Consider the following 19,174-nt stretch of genomic DNA (forward strand, 5'->3'; position numbering starts at 1 on the left):
CCTCACGGCGCCTTGCGGCGACGCTTGAACAGCACCAGCGCGGCTGCCGCGAACGCCAGTACGCTACCGACCTGCAACGGCGTCTTGTACGGGCGCAAGGTCGAACGCGCCGCGTCGGTGACTTGAGTCACGTAGCGCTTGTCGGCGTTCTCGAAGTCGGGGTACGGGCACTGGTGGCCGAAGTCGGCGGCCCATTCCACGTAAGGCCCTTCTTTGACATAACGCTGATAAATCGCACTTTGCTCCTCGAGGCTGCTGTTCCACCCCGAGGCCTCGCACAGCACCGCCGCAAACGCCTGACTGGTGTGAGGCAAGTTATCCGCCGCCCTGCTCGCCAGCGCCGTGGCCACGAAGCGATAGTGATAACGCTGATCGGGCTGGGCGGCGCTGGCCTGCTGACGCTTCACTTCGTCCTCGGCCATCAATGGACCGACCTTGAGTTCGGCGTTTTCAAGGCTGTAATTGCCGCCGAACGTGGCGTAATCCGGCGCCATTTCGTAGCCCAGGATATCCATGCCCCACTCCCGCGCCGTCCATGCGGCATTGAACAGTGCAGCGGCGCGACGGGTCGGCCACCAGGCTAAATCTGCCGCCTGGCGTTGCTCGCCGTACAACCTGGCCTTGTGCCGCAAGCCGTCATTATCGAAGTACGCCAGCGCTTGCTCGTAATGGCCTTCGCGCAACAAACGCCGCCCCAGCAGATTGCGCAGGCTCGCCGCTACTGGCAAGGGCACGTAGTTGTCGCGTTCCTGCTGGCTGAGCGGCGGCGGGGCCGGCACTTGTGTGTCGACGTAGTGCTTGAGTTCTTCGAGGGTCAACACGCGTTCGGCAACGGTGGCGGCGTCGAACCAGTAAATGTTTTTGCTGCGATACAGCTGATCGAAGGCTTGCAGATAATCCCCGCGCTGCAGGGCGAGGATTGCACTTTCACCCTCGACCCGGCATTTGGGCTGAAGCGTTTCGTAATCGTAGTCCGGAGTCCGTCGCTCACCCCAGGATTCATTATTCGGGAAGGCCTGGGCCGCTTTGGCATAGGCTGCGGCGGCTGCGTTTTTATCGCCGTCGCGCACCGCCAGTTTTGCCCGCAGCCACCAGGCCAACCCGCCATCGCCGGCATGCTCGAGGAACGCCTTGGCGCTGGCGTAATCGCCCTGTTGATAATTCATCGCCGCCAGGCGGTCGGCGTTTTCGAGGCTGCCGCGCGTGCTGCTTTGCAACAACTTGATCATTTTTTGTTCGTTGGCGGGTTGATCGCCAAACGACAAACCCAACCGGCTGATCAGTGATGCGGTCACCAACTGCTGCACGGGCTGGCCCTTGAGCAGCTCGGCCAGTTGATCATCCGGCAGCGCCAGCAGGTCCGCCATCAACACCTTCAGCGAGGTGTAGCCCACCGCCGAGCCGTGCAGATTTTGCGTGGCGTACAGCTCGATGGCACGGTTCCAGTCGCCAGCCGTGCGCACGACCCGGGCTTCTTCGCCGAGGCTGGCGACGCCCAGTTCCAGCGGATCGCTGAAGCCGTCGATGCTCAGTTGCCGGGTTTGCTCAAAGGCCTTTGCCGATTGTTCGAGCAGATCCGGTGCCGCACCGGCTTCGGCACTCATGGCGAACAACGCGCGCCCCAGCGAGTAAGCCGCCCAGGTGCTGCGCGAAGCCCGTTGCTCGGCGGGCAAGGCCAGCACTTTCTTGAAATACCCGGCAGCCGATGCATTATCACCCGCGCCAAATGCCACAGCGCCGGCCAGGTACCACCTGAGCTCGGGCGGCAGCTGCGCGCCTTCGGTTTCAACCTGATGAGCATCCGTCAGGCTGCGCAGGTGTTTCACCAGCACTTGTTGCTCAGCGGAAAGTCCCGCCTGCTCGGCCTGATCCCGTAGCGCTACCGCGTCAGCTTGATCGCTGTAGTCGGCACCAGCAGTAACGTTCTTCAAGCCGCTGATGGCGTGGCCGAGGCGGCTGATTTCAAAGCTGAAGTTGCCTTCGGGCAGTTCCGTCAGCGACTGGCCACGGTTATCCAGCAGGCGCATGGGGAAGTCCGGGCCGCAGGCCAGCGCCGAACCCAGCGGCAGGCTGAGGCTCAGGCAAAGCAAATGACGCGGCCAGTTACGGGTGAACATTCGAACCTCCTTGATCAATGTGTGCGCAGCGAGCCCAACCGATGGCACGCTGTCCGCCGGCCGGAATTCGGCCATCGCGCAGGCGGGTGAAGGTAAGCAGATCCGGTCGCTGTTGCAACGCGTAACCGGCCAAGGCATCGGCCCCTTCACAGCCGCTGACGGCGAGTGTCAGGCGTTCGGGCCAAGGGCTGTCGAGGTTGCCCTGGTTGCTGATACCGATGTCATAGAGACCATTGTCGGCCGAGAGTTGCAGCGTCAACTGACTGTCGAGGACATCAGCACGCGCCACGGCGCGCAAGGTGGTCAAGCTCCAGGCCCGGCGGTCGTTGGCCAATGGCAGGCGAAACCAGATCAGGCCCGCCAGATGCTCGGGTGGATCGGCACGCAGTTCGGTGCCGAGGGTGCGCAGTGAGTGCGGATCGGCGAGTAATTCCTGACGCAGGCCTTCGCGTTCCAGCGTCACTTCGCTTTCCACAACCGGTGCGCCGTCCGTCGACGGCAGCAACGCCACGCCATAAGCCGGCAGCGCCAGATAGAAAGGTTTTTTCGTGACGCGGCTCCAGGCCTTCGCCCATTGCCGGGCCTGATCGGCATCAAACAAGCCACGACGCGGATCGCTCACCGCGTGCACCTGCAACACGCTGCTGTCGACTGTGGATAACAACGCCGGCAGTTCGCGACTGTCGAGCCAGGACGGCAGCGCCGTGATGCTCAGCGGCAGCGAAATCGGCAATGCTTCACGCAGATGCGCGAGAAATTCGCGGTACGCCGGTAGCCGGGCATTACCGGCATCGTGGTCGATTTCTACGCCGGCGAGGTTTAACCCTTGCCCCTGCCAATCGCTGATCTCCTGGCGGATCTGTGCGGTGACTTCCTCCTGATCGAGTGCCTTGAGCTGCCCGTCCAGGCGCACCACCGCAATCACCGGCCGGCCATCGCGCCTGAGCAATACCGGGTCAATTCGGGCACGGCTCCAGCCAGCATTGGGGAAGGCCTGCAAGGCCAGCACCCGCAACGTTGAAAAGTCGGCACGGCTGTCCCTGAGCGCGGCGTCGTGGGCCGGCGTCCACTGCCGCTGCCAGACGTAGAGTTGCTGATCCAGTGGCGGTGCGTCGTGCCTTTCGCATCCGGCGGTCAGCACCAGCGCCAGCAGCAAGGCGATCGAGCGAGTGAAAAAAACCATTGAAACGCCTGTTCCTGAAATGCAGAAAGGGCCTCTGCGGCCCTTTTTCGTTCTGCCCACTACCCTACCCAGCCATCGACCAGCGGGCAATGTTCACGGGTAATCTTCCTTTAGATATCGAGCACCAGCGGTTGCGCTCCCTGCGCCGGGATCGCACAGCAAATCAGCACCTGTCCGTCATCCGGCACCTCCGCTGGCGGCAGTGGGTAATGCACCTGACCGCTGACCAGGCGCGTCTTGCAGGTTCCGCAGGAGCCGCCGCGACAGCTGAATTCCGGGCGCAGGCCACGGCTTTCCGCCAACTCCAGCAAACTGCCGCCCTCCGGCTGCCAGCGCGCTTCCTTGGCCGAACGCTGGAACACCACGGGCACCGACGTGGTAGCGGCAGGTGGTTGCTCGATGACCACCGCATCGGGGTCCGGGCGCCGGCGCAAGGTGGACGGGCCGAAGGTTTCGGCGTGAATCCGCGAGTCGCGAATGTCCAGCTCGCGCAGGCCGTCGTACAGCGCCTGGGTAAAACTTCCGGGGCCACAGACGACAAAGTCCGGCTGATCGTAGTCCTCGACTGTCAGCAGCTCCTTGAGCAGCGCGACGTCGATCCGTCCACTGAGGTCGAAGTCCGCGCCTTGCACCGCCTCGGCTTCCGGTTGGCTGAGCACACGTACCACCCGCACCGCGTCACCGGCGTCTTCGAGCAAGCGATCCAGTTCACGGCGGAACGGCTGGTCGGCCAGCGTGCGCGAACTCTGGATAAACCACGTCGGGCGGATACGGCGGGTGCGCAATCCCTGGTAAACCACCTCGCGCAGCATCGACAACAGCGGCGTGATGCCCACCCCGGCCGCCAGCAACACCAATGGCCGACGCTCATGGGGCGCCACGGTGAAATGCCCTTGCGGCGCCCGCGCCTCCACCAGGTCGCCGACCCGAATCCGCTCATGCAAATGGGTAGAGACCCGCCCGTCGCGCTTCACGCTGATGCGGAAAAAATCATCGGACGGAGCGCTCGATAAACTGTACGTGCGGATGTGCACTTCACCGTCAATGTTGAAGCGCAAGGGCAAATGCTGCCCGGCCTGGAAAAGCGGTAATCCGGCTCCGTCGGCGGGCTCCAGGTAAATCGAGCGAATGCTGTGGCTTTGTTCTTCAATGCGCGTCACCCGCAACGGCCGCCATTGATCGCCCAGGGCCTTGGCCTGCAAACGCGCCGCGGCCTGTTCCCAGGTGCCGGTGAGCAAACTGGTGGGTGATACGCCGTCGAAGCGCCAGCGTAACGTCAGGGCGGCGGGGCGACGTACAACTTGCTCGACCTCGATTGTCCACAGGCGCTCGGCTCCCTGAAACGCCTCGACCTGCGGGCCCTCGAGGATGATTTCGGTGCGCCCGCTGAGCTGCAGCACATCACCGGTATTGAAATCGATGAACAACAACCCGGCCCGGGGATTGAGCAACAGGTTGCCCAAGGTGTTGAAATGCAGGTTGCCGGCGAAGTCCGGAATGGTCAGGCGATTGCCTTCCACGTGTACGAAACCGGTCTGACCGCCACGGTGCGATACATCCACCGAGCGCTCGCCGTCGACCTCCACATAACTGGCAACGAAGAACGTGTCCGCCTCGGCGATCATGACCTTGGCCGCGCCATCCAGTTCGTTGAAATGTTGCGCGACTCGCGTCGAAGGGTCGGCCAGCGGCACCGAACGAAACTGGCGCAACTGAATGTACTGCGGGCAATTGCCGAAGGACTGATCCACCGTCACCGCGAAACCGCCGGTCGTCATGGCACGGACATGTCCATTGATGCGGTTGCGCCGGCGGGTATGCAACTCGATACCCAACAGGCCGATGGCCGCGCCGTCACTCAGCTGCGCGGGATCATCAAAGGCAGGCAGGCTGCTGAACTGCAACAAGCCAGGTGCTGGCGAGTGTGCGAATCCGGGCTGACCTTCAAGGATGCTGGCCCAGGGATGACCGTCGGCATCCACCGCTCCGTACAGCATGAACGGCAATTGCTGATAGAAGGTGCGGTGCTGGTCCGGCATCTCGCTGCGAATCACCTTACGACCGAAAGTCTCCATTCGTTCGGCAACGCCCACATGCGCCTGCAATTGTTTCTCGCCGGCATGCCAGGGTGAACGGTCCATACGGCTTCTCCCTTGCGCCACTGGCGCAGATCGGGGCGGCCCGGCAACACCGGGCCGCGAGCATCAGGCAGTTTTTTGCAGGCCGGCGACGGTACGCGGCATGCCGACAAAACCTGGCAAGGCTTCGACACGGGCCAGCCACGCGCGAATATTGGGGTACTCGTCCAGCGACACATTGCCCTCCGGCGCATGGGCGATGTAGCTGTAGGCGGCGACGTCGGCAATCGTCGGTTCAGTGCCGACCAGATACGCTGTATCGGCCAGTTCGTGATCGATCACTTTGAGCACGGTATGCGCGTAGGCAATCACTTCTTCAGCGTTGTAAGGTGCACCAAATACAGTGATCAATCTGGCCCGGGCCGGACCGAAGGCAATCGGGCCGGCAGCCACCGACAACCAGCGCTGGACGTTGGCCGCACCCACCGGATCAGCCGGCAGCCAACGGCCGTTGCCGTACTTTTGCGCCAGATACACCAGAATCGCGTTGGAGTCGGCCAATACCACACCCTCGTCATCAATCACCGGCACCTGACCGAATGCATTGAGCGCCAGGAACGCCGGTTGTTTGTGTTCGCCCTTGGCGAGGTCAACGAAGATCAATTCGGTCGGCAATTTCAGCAGGGACAGCATCAACTCGACACGATGCGCGTGGCCGGAACGTGGGAAGTTGTAGAGTTTGATCGCTTGCATGGTCGACACCTCGGGTCAGTGGTGCTGTTCAGGAAGGCCAGCGCCGGTGGGTCGTATCTTCCACTCCCAAGCAAAACAACAGAATCACCAGCAAATGCAATCCATTATTTCACTGGGTGAAATAACTCAACCCTCGAGCTCCGGATGCTCGCGCAGGGTCTTCACCGCGAAATCCACAAAACTGCGCACCCGGGCTGGGGCTTTGCGCCCGCCCTGATAGAGCACGTGGATGGGCAACGGCGGCAGTTCGAAGTCAGCCAGAACAATCTCCAGCTCACCGGCGGCCACCTTGCTCGCCACTTGATAAGACAGCACCCGCGTGAATCCCAACCCCAGACTGGCTGCCGTGATGGCCGCCTGATTCGCCGTCACCACCAGTCGCGCTTCAGCCCGGACACTCAGGGTTTCACCGTCTTCAATGAATGGCCAACTCCTGAGTTGGCCAATGGCCGATGTCGCAATGATCGGCGCCTGAGCCAGTTCCTGTGGATGCCTGGGCCGACCATGGCTTGCCAGAAACTGTGGCGAGGCGCAGATCACCCGCCGCACCTCGCCCACGCGAATCGCATGCTGATTGCTGTCTGGGAGTTCACCGATACGGATGGCCACATCGACGCCCTCCTCGACCACGCTCACCACCCGGTCCACCAGCAGCGCGTTGATACAGACCTCGGGAAACTGCGTCAGGTAACTCACCATCAGCGGTGTGACAAACAGCTCCCCGAACAAGACCGGTGCGGTGATGGTCAGTTGCCCACGAGGATGGATATGGCTGCCCGCTGCCGAGTCTTCGGCTTCCTGCACCTCGGCGAGAATTCTCCGACAGTCCTCCAGATATCGCTGACCGGCCTCACTCAAATACACGCTGCGCGTCGTACGCGTGAGCAATTGCGTGCCAATACGCTGCTCCAGTGCCGCCACCGCTCGGGTGACACTGGCCGCCGACAGACCCAAACGCCGCGCCGCCGCCGAAAAACCCAGTTCCTGGGCGACGGCAGCGAAGACCTGCATTTCCTGGAAGCGGTCCATGGGCTTGTCCTCATTTCAAATAGATAAATCGCAACCGAACGCCGGGATGTTAAGCGCAGGCGCTCAACAACATAGTTGGGTCCCCGACCATCAACTAAATCAACGGGCTACTGCACTCTAGCGCCTCCCCCGTAAAAACGAAGCGTGACACACACCTCAAAGAGCGGACCGGGGATTATTGATAATTAATGAGGGTTATTTTCTTGCGACGGATGCGACTGTTCGCAATGATCCGGCCCCGCCCGCTGAAGCGGCTAATGCCTGACCGGGAACGCCTTTGGCTCCACTCCCCACTCGCTTCCGGCATGGGTTCATCAGCGGACTATATCCACAGCGGCAGAATTCCAGCCTGCGTAATCAGGCGGAATATTCGACTGCTCCTATACTACAAGCCACCCTGTTACCTATTGAGTTTTAGTAGGTACCTCGTTGAATTTTCCCTACATGAAGTAAGGCGTTAGTTGTTAGCACCTGGACGACAGTCCATCGGCCCTGCTTTCAAGATTTACGGGTAGGGAAGAGTGAACTTCAACTGGCTGGCTAACCTGGTGACACCGCAAGGAGTTCGAAAATGTTGCGCACTAACATTTCCGCTAGAGCACTGTCCGGTGGTTTGCTCGATGTACTGATACGCGCCGGGCTGATTACGGTGCTGGTACTGTTCTGCTTCCAGATCTTCCACCCCTTCCTCAACCTGATGCTCTGGGCAATGATTCTGGCGATCACCCTGTATCCACTGCATGCGCTCATCAAGCGCAAGCTGGTCAACAAGGACGGTCGCGCCGCCACCCTGATCGTGCTGGTCGCCCTGGCTTTGCTGATGGTACCGATCTACCTGCTGGGCACCTCGATCAGTGAATCGATCCAGGGTACCCTGGCGGTGCTCAAGTCCGATACGCTGCAGATTCCGCTACCCAACGAAAAAATTGCGTCCCTGCCGCTTGTTGGCCAGCCGCTCTACGACTACTGGATGCAGGCCGCCACCAACATGAGCAGCGTGCTCATGAAGCTGATGCCCTATATCAAGTCCATCGGCCTGACCTTGCTGGGCAAAATGGCCGACGTTGGTGTGGGTTTTCTGTTGTTCATCGGCGCCCTGATCATTGCCGGCGTGTTCATGGCCTATGGCGAAAACGGCGAAAGAAGCGCCCTGGCCATCGCCTCGCGCCTTTCCGGCCCGGAGCGTGGCCCACGTATCACCGAGCTCTGCACCGCAACCATCCGCGCGGTGGCCCAGGGCGTGGTCGGCATCGCGTTCATTCAGATGTTGCTGGTTGGTGTGGGTTTCGTGCTCATGGGTGTCCCCGGTGCCGGCTTGCTGGCGATGGTTGCGCTGCTGATGGGGATCATGCAATTGCCGGTACTGCTGGTGACCCTTCCGGTGATCGCTTATGTCTTCGCCACCGAAGGGACGAGCCTGGCCACTGTTGTGTTTGGCATCTATAGCCTTATCGCCGGGATGGCCGACAACGTCCTCAAACCGTTGATGCTTGGCCGCGGCGTCGATGTCCCCATGCCGGTGATTCTGATTGGCGCCCTGGGCGGCATGGTCAGTGGCGGTTTCATTGGTTTGTTCATCGGCCCGGTGGCGCTGGCGGTGGGCTACCAACTGTTCTGGCAATGGGTCCAGGACCAACCGTCTGCCGAGCTACTGAACGAAACACCAGAGATCGAGGCGTTGAACGAGACACCGCACATCGAGGCCATGAACGATCAGCGTCCCCTCTGAAGAGGTTGCGCTTGATGCCACGTCCTGCTCGCATCAGCCGGCTGCTGCTCTGCGGGACTGCCTTTCTGGGTGGCTGCGTGCAACTGGGCCCGGATTTCCAGTCGCCAGCCCAGCCTTGGGTCGAACACTGGAACAGCCCGGCCCTGGAAATGGCCGGGCAAAAACGCGCGCAACCGGATAGCCGCCAATGGTGGCGTGTGTTCGAAGACCCGGTGCTGGATCACCTGATGGCCGAAGCCGACGCCCATAACCCCGACCTGGAGGTCGCTGGCCTGCGGGTCATGGAGGCCCGCGCACAATTGGGCATCGCCCTGAGTGGACGCTACCCGCAATTGCAGCAGGCCAGCGCCGACAGCCTGTACCTGAACCGTCGACAATCGGGCGGCGCCAACCCCCAGGACACGCATTTCTGGCAACACAGCGTCGGCTTCGATATTGGTTGGGAGCTGGATTTCTGGGGTCGTTTCAGCCGTGCCATTGAGTCGGCCGACGCGTCCTGGTTTGCCGCCCAGGCCAACTATGAAAATGCCCTGGTGCTGTTGCACGCGCAACTGGCGCAAAACTACTACGCCTTGCGCACCGCCGAGGCACGCCTGGCCATCGCCCGCAGTAACGCCAAATTACAAAAGCGCAGCTACGAGATCACCGAGCGCCTGTTCAAAAGCGGGGCCGAGGCCGAACTCGACCTGCAACAGGCCAAGACCCAGTACCTGGGCACCCTGAGTACCATCCCGGATTTCGAGAGCCAGGTGGCGAGCTTGCGAAATGCGTTGTCCACCCTGATCGGCCAGCCACCCGGCTCCATCCCTGACCTGGATCGCAACACCGGGGTGGTGCCATTGCTCGATACGGCTGTACTGCAGGATGTACCGGCGAATCTGCTGGTGCGGCGTCCCGATGTTCGTGCGGCCGAGCTGCAAGTGGCGGCGCAGTCGGCGTTGATCGGTGTGGCCGAGACTGACTTGTATCCCTCCATCAGCCTGCTGGGCAGCATCGTCTGGTCTGCCAGCTCGCTCAACGGTGCATCCAATACCCTCGACATGGTGGCCGGTCCTAGCCTGCGCTGGGACATCTTCGACCATGGCCGGATCACCAACAACGTCCGCGTGCAGGATGCGCGCTTGCAACAGTTGATCGTTATCTACCAGGACAGCGTACGCCAGGCAGCACGCGAGGCTGACGATGCCGCGACCGGTTTGATCAAAGCGCTGGAGCGCGACCGGATCCTCAGCGATGCATCGGTGGCCGCCGAACGTTCGGTGACCCTGGCCAATGCCCAGTACCGCGAAGGCTATTCGGATTTCCAGCGCGTACTGGATGCCCAGCGCGCCCTGTTTGCCCAGCAGGATATCTACCTGGTCAACCGTGGCACCGCCGTCAACAGCCTGATTGCCCTGTACAAGGCACTGGGCGGTGGCTGGTACAGCGACCAGCCGATGATCGACCCGGCCACGCGCCAACAGATGCAACAACGGACCGATTGGGGCGACCTGCTCGACGAACCGAAGGAAAGTGCCCATGACTGACAGCCCACAACCGGCCGCCGAGAATACCTCGGCAGCCGCCCCCGACCCGGCCAGAAAAGCCATCAACTGGGTAGTACTGCTGATCATCCTGAGCCTGGTCTGGTACCTGATGGCCGACCGTTACACGCCCTACACGCAACAGGCACGGGTGCAGGCCTTCATTGTGCCGGTGGCGGCCGAGGTATCCGGCCGGGTGACCAAGGTGCACGTACGCAACAACCAGGACGTCAAGGCTGGCGAATTGCTGTTTGAAGTCAATCCGGAGCAGTACCAGATTGCCGTCGATCGCGCCCGCGCCGACCTTGAGTCGACCCGTCGCCAGGTGGGCGCCAACACGGCTGGCGTCGACTCCAAGCTAGCGTCCCTGCGCGCGTCCCAGGCCAATGAACTCAAGGCTCGCCAGGATAGCCAGCGGCTTGAACGCCTGTATCGCGAAGACCCGGGCACCATCTCGCTGCGCCGCCTCGAGATCTCCCGCGCCACCCTGGAGGAGTCCATCAGTCAGGTCGCCGCGGCCAAGGCCGAAGTGCAACGGGCGCGGGAACAACAGGGCGGTAACGAATCAGAAAACGCCCAATTGCTCAGCGCCGCCAGCAACCTCGAAAAAGCCGAGCTGGACTTGAGCAATACCAAAGTCCACGCGCGCTCGGCCGGCCTGATCACCGATTTGCGCACCGATGTCGGCCAGTTCGCCGCCGCCGGTGCGCCGGTGATGACCCTGATCGCCATCCACGACGTGTGGATCAGCGCCGACATGACCGAAAACAACCTCGGCAGTGTCCAGCCCGGGACGCCGGTGTCCATCGTCCTCGACGCCCTGCCAGGGAAAATTTACAAAGGCCATGTGCGCAGCGTCGGCTATGGCGTCGATATCGGCCAGACCACCCAACCGGGTAGCCTGCCGAAGGTGGAAAACAGCCGCGACTGGCTGCGCCCGGCCCAGCGCTTTCCGGTCATCATCGAGTTCGAACCCGGCGAGTTGACCGGTCCACAAGGCATCCGCTCCGGCGGACAGGCCGAAGTCATGGCCTTCCCGAGCGAGGGCAACCCGCTGAATGTTCTTGGGCGCGTGTTTCTGCGTCTGATGAGCTGGATGTCCTATGCGTATTGAGCGCCCGGCCCGGGTTCAGCGCGCACTGCGCCTGGGCTTCGGTACGGCGCTGTGCCTGGCGGCGAGCTTCGGCCTGGCCCTGCCCATCCCGTTCCTCGCGCCGATGCTGGCGCTGATGATGCTGGCAGCGATGAACCGGCCGTTGCCGTTCAAGGCCAGCCTGGGTCTGATCCTGATCCTGATGTTGACCACCGGGACCGGCCTGCTGCTGATCCCGCTGCTGCGTTACTACCCGTTCAGTGGCGTGCTGCTGATCGGACTGTGCCTGTTCATGGCGTTCGGTTACGGCCTGCGGGGTGGCAACCCGCTGGTGGCGACGTTCCTGGTGGTAGGCCTGACCTTGATCAGTGCCGCCGGAACCGCTGAATTCGCCCTGGCGCTCGAGGTGATAGTAGCCCTGGTCAAGGGACTGTTCCTGGCCGTCACGACGCTGACCATCAGCCATTGGCTATTTCCCGACCCCGCCAGCGCCCCACCCGCCAAGCCCGGCCCGAACCTTACGCCCAGCGAAAGCAGCTGGCTGGCGCTACGGGCCACGCTGGTGGTGCTGCCGACGTTCCTGCTGGCCATGATCGACCCGGCCAGCTATCTGCCGATCATCATGAAAGCCGTCAGCCTCGGCCAACAGAGCTGCGCAACCAGCGCCCGCAACGCCGGCCAGGAATTGCTCGGTTCGACCCTGCTCGGCGGCCTGATGGCGATTCTTTTCTGGTGCGCGCTGAGCCTGTTCGTGAATCTGTGGATGTTTTTTCTGTGGATGCTGCTATTCGGTTTACTGGCCGCCAGAAAACTCTACGGCCTGGCCAGAACCCGACAACCACCGAGTTTCTGGCTAAACAGTATGGCGACCCTGATCATTCTGCTCGGCCAATCGGTACAGGACAGCGCAGCGGGCAAGGACGTCTACACCGCCTTCGCCATCCGCATGGGGCTGTTCATTCTGGTGACTTTGTATGCCTGTTTGATGGTGTATTTGCTGGACACGCGGCGGCAACGGCGAATTACGCTCTCCTAGAAACAGAAAAACCCCCTGAAGAGGGTGTGCCCAAACAATTAGGTTTGTCACAGCTAACGGGGAAATTCAAGGCTTTGAGAAGTCGGTGCGACGTCGAAAACAGAAAATAGCCTTGTCACAAGATACTCGCTTAGGATTATTCAGATCGCTTTTGAAACAATTAGGTTTGTCACAGGCTTCAAGTCGCGGCGGTTGAATGTGATCGCGGTTGGATAACAACAAAATCTCAAACAGACGCTAGCCCCTTTCCTCCTTCATTGTGTGAGAGAGGGGCTAAGCGTCTAGTGGTTATTTCATCTTTTTAATGGACACTACTGTCGCTTTCGCGCCCTCAGACCTGAATTCGAAAATCACCTGATCTCCAGGGTTTAGACCCGCCAATTGGTCCGCCGTGGCAGAAAATGCCATTGTCATAGCAGGCCACTGCACCGCCGGTACGGCGCCATGAGCGATAGTCACAGTGTGCTTCTCGGAGTTAATAGCCTTGATCGTGCCCTCCGCTTTGGCTACTGGAGTCTGCTTTACGTCCTGCGTCATTTGCATGCCCTCCATACCGTCCATTTTCATGCCGGGCATGTCCTCCGCCAGGGCAGAAAGAGACAGTGTGACTATGGTGCTTGCAACTGCAATCAGGGTCAGTTTCATACGATTTTTCCTTCACGGATGACGGGTTCAACGGGGAGGTTTCGGCGGCGCATCAAACGATAAGCCGCCGGAATGACAAACAGGGAAAGCAAGGGCGCCGTGACCATACCGCCGACCATCGGCGCGGCGATGCGGCTCATCACTTCGCTACCCGCGCCGCTGCCCAACAGGATGGGTAACAGACCCGCAATGATGACGGCCACGGTCATGGCCTTGGGACGAACTCGCTGCACAGCACCTTCACGTATCGCCGCCACCAGCCCGCGCTCGGAGTTGTCACCAAGGTCTTCACGTTCGGCCCAGGCATTCTTCAGATAGAGCAACATGATCACGCCAAACTCAGCAGAAACCCCGGCCAGTGCGATAAAGCCGACCCCGGTGGCCACCGACAGGTTGAACCCCAGAAGGTAGAGGAACCATGCACCTCCAGTCAGTGCAAAAGGCAGCGTGGCCATGATCAGCAAGGCCTCATCGAAGCGGGCGAACGTCAGGTAAAGCAACACGAAGATGATCAACAGCGTCGCGGGTACTACCAGCTTGAGTCGTGCGTTGGCCCTTTCGAGAAACTCGAACTGCCCTGAGTAACTCAGACTCATGCCGGGCTGCAACTTGACCTGCTCATTGACGACCCGGCGCAGATCGGCAACCACCGAGGCAATGTCCCGACCACGCACATCGATGTACACCCAGCCTGAAGGCCGTGCGTTCTCGCTTTTGAGCATCGGCGGCCCGTCGCTGACCTTGATCTTCGCCACTGTGCCAAGGGTGATCTGGCTGCCTAGCAGGGTGTAGATTGGCAACTGCTCCAGAGCGCCGAGCGAATCCCGCCACTCCCGTGGGTAACGGACGTTTATCGGGAAGCGTGCAAGCCCTTCAATGGTTTCGCCGACGTTTTCACCACCGATAGCGCCGGCCACGATTGACTGCACATCGGCGATATTCAGTCCGTAGCGAGCGGCGGCTTTGCGGTCGATATCCACATCGATATAGCGGCCACCGGTCAGTCGTTCGGCCAGAGCCGAACTGACACCGGGCACGCCCTTTGCCACTCGCTCGACGGCCTGAGTCGCAGCATCGATCTCCGTCAGGTTGGTGCCGGCAACTTTCACTCCGATGGGACTCTTGATCCCAGTGGCTAGCATGTCGATACGGTTGCGAATCGGTGGTATCCAGATATTCGTCAGCCCAGGGACTCGTACCACTCGATCCAGTTCTTCCACCAACTTTTCCTGCGTCATGCCTGGACGCCATTGCTCGTGCGGCTTGAACTGGATAGTGGTTTCAAACATCTCCAGCGGTGCCGGGTCGGTGGCGGTTTCAGCGCGGCCGGCTTTACCGAAGACGTGTTCGACCTCTGGAACGGTCTTGATCAAACGGTCGGTCTGTTGCAGCAGTTGCGCGGCCTTCTGCGCCGACAGCCCCGGCAAAGCTGAAGGCATGTAGAGCAGATCGCCTTCGTCCAGCGGTGGAAGAAACTCACCACCCAATCGAGACATTGGCCACAGCGCACTGACAAAAACCAATAGCGCCACGAACAGCGTTATCTTTGGTCGACGCAAGACTGCGTCCAGGGCTGGCTGATAGATCCGGATCAGCCAACGATTTAGCGGGTTCTGTTGCTCATTGGGGATTCGTCCTCTGATCCAGTAACCCATCAGCACTGGCACTAAGGTCACTGACAATCCAGCCGCTGCGGCCATGGCGTAGGTCTTGGTGAAAGCCAAAGGGCCAAACAGCCGACCTTCCTGGGCTTCCAGTGTGAACACCGGAATGAACGACAGAGTGATGATCAACAAACAGAAGAACAGCGCCGGGCCTACCTCTGCTGCCGCTTCGGTCATTACATGCCAATGACGCTCACCCTTCAGTTCCTCCCCTGGATTGGCCAAGTGCCAAGCCTCAATCTTCTTGTGGGCGTTCTCGATCATTACCACGGCGGCATCGACCATGGCGCCGATGGCGATGGCTATCCCACCCAAGGACATGATGTTGGCGTTGATGCCCTGGTAGCGCATGACGATGAAGGCAATCAACACACCAACAGGCAAGGAGATGATCGCCACCAGGGATGAGCGCAGGTGCCAGAGGAAGATCCCACATACCAACGCGACGACGATGAACTCTTCGATTAGCTTGTGGCTGAGATTTTCCACAGCGCGGTCGATCAGCTTGCTGCGGTCGTAGGTGGTGACGATTTCCACCCCGGCCGGCAGGCTGCTTTTCAGTTCGTCAAGTTTGGTCTTGACTGCCGTAATGGTCTCGCGAGCATTCTTGCCGCTGCGCAAAATCACCACGCCGCCGACGGTCTCGCCTTCGCCGTCGAGTTCAGTAATGCCACGCCGCATTTCCGGCCCCAACTGGATTGTGGCGACATCGCCAAGGGTCACCGGTATGCCACCCGCACCCAGTTTGAGCGGGATCGCCCGAAAGTCATTGAGCGTCTTCAAGTATCCGGAAGCGCGCACGATGAACTCGGTCTCTGCCATCTCCAGCACCGCACCACCGGTTTCCTGGTTGGCCTTGCCGATAGCTTCGGTCACCTCAGCCTGAGTGATGCCGAGGCTGGCCAGTTTGAGCGGATCGAGCTGCACCTGGTACTGCTTGACCATGCCTCCCACGGTGGCCACTTCCGCCACGTTGGGCAGGGTCTTGAGTTCGAACTTGAGGAACCAATCCTGAAGTGCGCGTAGCTGCGCCAGGTCGTGTCCTCCACTGCGATCCACCAGCGCGTACTGATAGATCCAGCCCACCCCCGTCGCATCCGGTCCCAACGCCGGCTTGGCGCTGGCCGGCAACCGACTTTGTATTTGGCTCAGATACTCCAACACCCGCGAGCGAGCCCAGTACAAGTCAGTGCCGTCTTCGAACAGCACGTAAACGAAGCTGTCACCGAAGAAGGAATAGCCACGCACCGTCTTGGCTCCCGGCACCGAGAGCATGGTGGTGGCCAACGGATAGGTCACCTGGTTCTCGACAATCTGCGGCGCCTGTCCCGGAAAAGGGGTGCGGATGATCACCTGAACATCCGAGAGATCTGGCAACGCATCGATGGGCGTGCTCTGCACCGACCAAATGCCCCAAGCCGTGACAAACAGTGTCGCCAGTAGCACCAGGAATCGGTTGGCCACGGACCAACGAATCAGGGCAGCGATCATAGATGGCTCCCCGATTTATCCAGACGTTCAACACGCAAACCATCATCGGTCTGACTCACCGCAACCCGAACCTTATCGCCCGCTTTGAGACCTTGCATCAGAGTCGGATTGGCGAGTGGGAACGTCATCGTCATGCCAGGCATGCCCAGTGTCTTGAAGGGACCGTGGGCGAGCGTGACTTCTTTGTCGTTGATCTCGACGATCTGCCCGTCTGCCTCATGCAAACCAGAGGTAGCTACGTTGGGAGGCGACTCTTGCACTGAACCGGCCACGACCCCCTTGAGACTGGCCTCCGAGTCGAGCAGGAACTGACCCGACGTGACCACTTTCTGGCCCTCTTCCAGACCTCTGATTATGGCTGTCCTGCCATCGCTTTCCTGGCCAAGCTGCACTTCCACGGGGCGATAGCGACCCGCTTCTTCGGCCAGCATCACCAGAGCACGTTGGCCAGTGCGAATGACGGCTTCGCTCGGCACCCACAACACACTTTGCCCGGTCGAACGATTCAGGCGTACCTGCGCGGTCAAACCCGGTCTGAGGCGTCCGTCCGGATTGGCTAGTTCTACCCGCACACGAAGGGTGCGGCTGTCCGGATTGGTCTCGGGCAAAATCGCGCTGACCTTGCCATTGAGCGTTGTCCCTGGGAAGGCTGGCAGACGCGCTTCGACCGCCTGCCCCACGGTGATCGATCCGGCATCCGATTCTGGAACGGCCACGGCTAGCCAGACACTGCTCAAGCCATTGACGCGTGCCAACGTATCGCCAGCCGCCACGGTCATGCCCGCACGTACGTTCAATTCTTGCAGCACACCGGCAATGGGGCTGGTGAGCGTCAGGTAGGGCTGAACCTTACCGTCACGCTCTACCTGAGTAATCAGTGTTGCCGGCATCCCGGTAAGTCGTAGTCGCTGGCGAGCCGCAGCCAACAGGTCAGCATCCCCGTTGCGCTTCAGTGCTACAAACTCTGTCTGGGCAGCGGCCCACTCAGGCACCAGGATATCTGCCAACACCGCGTTGGCTTTGAGTACATCGCCGGGAGCATGGTCATAGACCCGCTCCACAAAGCCAGTGGTGCGTGCCTGAATCACAGCGACATCACGTTCGTTGAACGTCAAGGCACCGGTTACTTCGAGGCTGGAGTCAAAGATCCCACGAGTGACAGTCGCAAAACGCAGACCGAGATTCTGGGTCAGGCTCGGATCGATACTGACGCTCGCACGGTCCCCTGTGCCGCTGGCGTACTGGGGGACCAGTTGCATGTCCATGAAGGGCGACTTGCCCGGCTTATCGAACTTTTGCTGCGGGTACATGGGGTCGTTCCAGTACAGAGCCTTGCGTTCATCCGGTGAACTGAGGCTCTTTTCCGGCGCGGTACCTGGTACTCCGCTCATGCGCTGGTGAGCGAACCAGTAGCCACCAACAACACCCAATGCCAGCGAGATACCTACCAGCAATGCCCCATTCCCTTTTTTAAGGATCATTGGCTGGACTCCCCATAAGCAAAATACAGACGCGCACTGGTCAGCGCTCGCTGCTCTTCCACTTCGACCTGTTTGAGACGGGCTTCGATGAGTTCACGTCGGGCGGCAACAACGGCGTTTAAATCGCCTTTGCCCGACCGGTAACTGGCCATGCTGAGTTCGACCTTTTCCTTGGCCAGTGGTACCAGGCTTTCCTGGTTTCGGCGCACGGCACGATTCAGGCGCTCATAGTCAGCCAGTTCGTTTTCCAGTTGCTGAGTGTGCTCGCGTGACAAGGCTTCACGCTCGGCCTCAAGCTGGCTGAGTTCAGCCTGTTTGGCTGCGATTTTGGGGTTTTGGCGAGAGTCAGGAAACAGCGGCAGATCCCATGAAAACTGCACGCTGACCATGTCGCCAAACTCACGGCCACGGTGCTGGTAATCCAGTTCCCAGCTCCAGTCCGACTGCTTCTCCGACACCGCTTCATTAACTTTGGCTTGCGCTTCACGGGTCATCGGCGCGAATGCGGCCAACTCTGGATGGTGTTGCAGTTTATGGGAGTAGCTTGAGGTTTCGACAGGCCATTCAGGCAGGCTGCCCACAGGCTTGTCGTTGGCGGCGGAACCAATCCAGCGTTTGAGGGCTGCTCTGGCCTGCGTTCTCTGGAGCATCAGATCGTCCTGTTGCTCCGCCAGTTGAGCCGCTTCTTGCTTGGGCGTCACCGCATCGGCGGGTTGAGCGCGGCCTCCGGCAATCTGGGCCCGGACGGTATCGGTCAACAGGCGGTTTTCTTTGTAGAAGTCCTGGAACAGCGCGTCTTTGCGCTCAACCGAGTAGCTGCTGATCCAGGCCAACGCCGTGGACTGGCGAACCTTCAGGCGTTCGACTCGACGCTCCGCAGCGGCGCGATCAATGGCCGCATCGGCGACCTCGACGCGCGCTTTGCGCTTGTCACTATTGGGCATCTCTTGCCTGACCCCAACCATTTGCATGGTCATGAAATCCTGGTCGATGCTCCAGCGATCCGGACCGCCAATGGGGTAGTTCTGCACGCCCAGCAGCAGTTTGGGGTCAGGTAGCTCACCGGCTGGAATAGCCGCGCTGCTGGCAGCCTGAATTTTGGCGTCTTGTGCAGTCAGCGACGGTGCATTGTTTTCGGCCAGCCGCAACGCTTCATCGAGTGTCAAGGCGGCAGCGAAGCTCGGCAATACTAATACGCTTGCCGCCAGACCGGCCACGAGGGACCAACCTGTGCAATAGCACTTGGAGTTCATGGTTACGATTCCTGTGATCATCCACTGCGCGCGGAAAAAGACACGCGCGCAGCTAGTCCATCCCGCTAATGCGGAAAGAGGCTCAACGTGGGACAGGAA

13 protein-coding genes are annotated in these 19,174 nt (G+C 60.6%); 4 read left to right on the forward strand and 9 right to left on the reverse strand.

The window, feature by feature from the left end:
* Positions 1-2 precede the first annotated feature (2 nt).
* From CD175_RS21255 to CD175_RS21275, 5 genes are all read right to left on the reverse strand, one after another.
* The gene (locus CD175_RS21255; RefSeq protein ID WP_104450340.1) at positions 3-2,117 is read right to left on the reverse strand and encodes a hypothetical protein; all 2,115 of its coding nucleotides are present in this window, start codon (positions 2,115-2,117) and stop codon (positions 3-5) included.
* Entirely contained in the window at positions 2,104-3,300 is a 1,197-nt protein-coding gene (locus CD175_RS21260; RefSeq protein ID WP_104450341.1) for a DUF3142 domain-containing protein, read from the reverse strand. The genes CD175_RS21255 and CD175_RS21260 overlap by 14 nt, the downstream gene beginning before the upstream one ends.
* Before the next feature lie 110 nt (positions 3,301-3,410).
* Positions 3,411-5,441 (reverse strand): 2Fe-2S iron-sulfur cluster-binding protein, encoded by a 2,031-nt coding sequence (locus tag CD175_RS21265; protein ID WP_104450342.1) that lies wholly within the window; start codon positions 5,439-5,441, stop codon positions 3,411-3,413.
* A gap of 63 nt (positions 5,442-5,504) precedes the next feature.
* On the reverse strand, positions 5,505-6,131 hold the full coding sequence (locus CD175_RS21270; protein ID WP_104450343.1) for a glutathione S-transferase family protein: 627 nt from the start codon (positions 6,129-6,131) through the stop codon (positions 5,505-5,507).
* Positions 6,132-6,257: 126 nt separating this feature from the next.
* Positions 6,258-7,160 (reverse strand): LysR family transcriptional regulator, encoded by a 903-nt coding sequence (locus CD175_RS21275; RefSeq protein WP_104450344.1) that lies wholly within the window; start codon positions 7,158-7,160, stop codon positions 6,258-6,260.
* 571 nt (positions 7,161-7,731) lie between these two features.
* On the opposite strand from CD175_RS21275, the gene CD175_RS21280 reads away from it, so the two are divergent.
* Genes CD175_RS21280 through CD175_RS21295 form a run of 4 tightly spaced genes read left to right on the forward strand, consistent with a single transcriptional unit; the run spans position 7,732 to position 12,541 of the window.
* Complete coding sequence (locus CD175_RS21280) at positions 7,732-8,889, forward strand: AI-2E family transporter (protein WP_104450345.1); 1,158 nt, start codon at positions 7,732-7,734, stop codon at positions 8,887-8,889.
* A 14-nt stretch (positions 8,890-8,903) separates the two neighbouring features.
* Entirely contained in the window at positions 8,904-10,415 is a 1,512-nt protein-coding gene (locus CD175_RS21285) for an efflux transporter outer membrane subunit (protein WP_104450346.1), read from the forward strand.
* Positions 10,408-11,526, forward strand: coding sequence for an HlyD family secretion protein (locus tag CD175_RS21290; RefSeq protein ID WP_104450347.1), 1,119 nt, complete (start codon positions 10,408-10,410; stop codon positions 11,524-11,526). Before CD175_RS21285 ends, CD175_RS21290 begins: the two co-directional genes overlap by 8 nt.
* Positions 11,516-12,541, forward strand: coding sequence for a DUF2955 domain-containing protein (locus CD175_RS21295; protein WP_104450348.1), 1,026 nt, complete (start codon positions 11,516-11,518; stop codon positions 12,539-12,541). Before CD175_RS21290 ends, CD175_RS21295 begins: the two co-directional genes overlap by 11 nt.
* Positions 12,542-12,829: 288 nt before the next feature.
* Here CD175_RS21295 and CD175_RS21300 read toward each other — a convergent pair whose 3' ends face one another.
* Genes CD175_RS21300 through CD175_RS21315 form a run of 4 tightly spaced genes read right to left on the reverse strand, consistent with a single transcriptional unit; the run spans position 12,830 to position 19,075 of the window.
* Positions 12,830-13,186 (reverse strand): copper-binding protein, encoded by a 357-nt coding sequence (locus tag CD175_RS21300; RefSeq protein ID WP_103396028.1) that lies wholly within the window; start codon positions 13,184-13,186, stop codon positions 12,830-12,832.
* Positions 13,183-16,341, reverse strand: a complete 3,159-nt coding sequence (locus CD175_RS21305) for an efflux RND transporter permease subunit (protein WP_104450349.1) — start codon at positions 16,339-16,341, stop codon at positions 13,183-13,185. Before CD175_RS21305 ends, CD175_RS21300 begins: the two co-directional genes overlap by 4 nt.
* On the reverse strand, positions 16,338-17,822 hold the full coding sequence (locus tag CD175_RS21310) for an efflux RND transporter periplasmic adaptor subunit (RefSeq protein WP_103396030.1): 1,485 nt from the start codon (positions 17,820-17,822) through the stop codon (positions 16,338-16,340). The genes CD175_RS21305 and CD175_RS21310 overlap by 4 nt, the downstream gene beginning before the upstream one ends.
* Complete coding sequence (locus tag CD175_RS21315) at positions 17,819-19,075, reverse strand: TolC family protein (RefSeq protein ID WP_103396031.1); 1,257 nt, start codon at positions 19,073-19,075, stop codon at positions 17,819-17,821. Before CD175_RS21315 ends, CD175_RS21310 begins: the two co-directional genes overlap by 4 nt.
* Between the last annotated feature and the right edge of the window lie 99 nt (positions 19,076-19,174).

The organism is Pseudomonas laurylsulfatiphila (assembly GCF_002934665.1).
Lineage (GTDB): Bacteria > Pseudomonadota > Gammaproteobacteria > Pseudomonadales > Pseudomonadaceae > Aquipseudomonas > Aquipseudomonas laurylsulfatiphila.

Coding starts and splice junctions, on each gene's coding strand:
- CD175_RS21260 (WP_104450341.1), bottom strand. CDS start 3,300: ATGGTTTTTTTCACTCGCTCGATCGCCTTGCTGCTGGCGCTGGTGCTG.
- CD175_RS21305 (WP_104450349.1), bottom strand. CDS start 16,341: ATGATCGCTGCCCTGATTCGTTGGTCCGTGGCCAACCGATTCCTGGTG.
- CD175_RS21315 (WP_103396031.1), bottom strand. CDS start 19,075: ATGAACTCCAAGTGCTATTGCACAGGTTGGTCCCTCGTGGCCGGTCTG.
- CD175_RS21275 (WP_104450344.1), bottom strand. CDS start 7,160: ATGGACCGCTTCCAGGAAATGCAGGTCTTCGCTGCCGTCGCCCAGGAA.
- CD175_RS21265 (WP_104450342.1), bottom strand. CDS start 5,441: ATGGACCGTTCACCCTGGCATGCCGGCGAGAAACAATTGCAGGCGCAT.
- CD175_RS21310 (WP_103396030.1), bottom strand. CDS start 17,822: ATGATCCTTAAAAAAGGGAATGGGGCATTGCTGGTAGGTATCTCGCTG.
- CD175_RS21285 (WP_104450346.1), top strand. CDS start 8,904: ATGCCACGTCCTGCTCGCATCAGCCGGCTGCTGCTCTGCGGGACTGCC.
- CD175_RS21255 (WP_104450340.1), bottom strand. CDS start 2,117: ATGTTCACCCGTAACTGGCCGCGTCATTTGCTTTGCCTGAGCCTCAGC.
- CD175_RS21280 (WP_104450345.1), top strand. CDS start 7,732: ATGTTGCGCACTAACATTTCCGCTAGAGCACTGTCCGGTGGTTTGCTC.
- CD175_RS21270 (WP_104450343.1), bottom strand. CDS start 6,131: ATGCAAGCGATCAAACTCTACAACTTCCCACGTTCCGGCCACGCGCAT.
- CD175_RS21300 (WP_103396028.1), bottom strand. CDS start 13,186: ATGAAACTGACCCTGATTGCAGTTGCAAGCACCATAGTCACACTGTCT.
- CD175_RS21290 (WP_104450347.1), top strand. CDS start 10,408: ATGACTGACAGCCCACAACCGGCCGCCGAGAATACCTCGGCAGCCGCC.
- CD175_RS21295 (WP_104450348.1), top strand. CDS start 11,516: ATGCGTATTGAGCGCCCGGCCCGGGTTCAGCGCGCACTGCGCCTGGGC.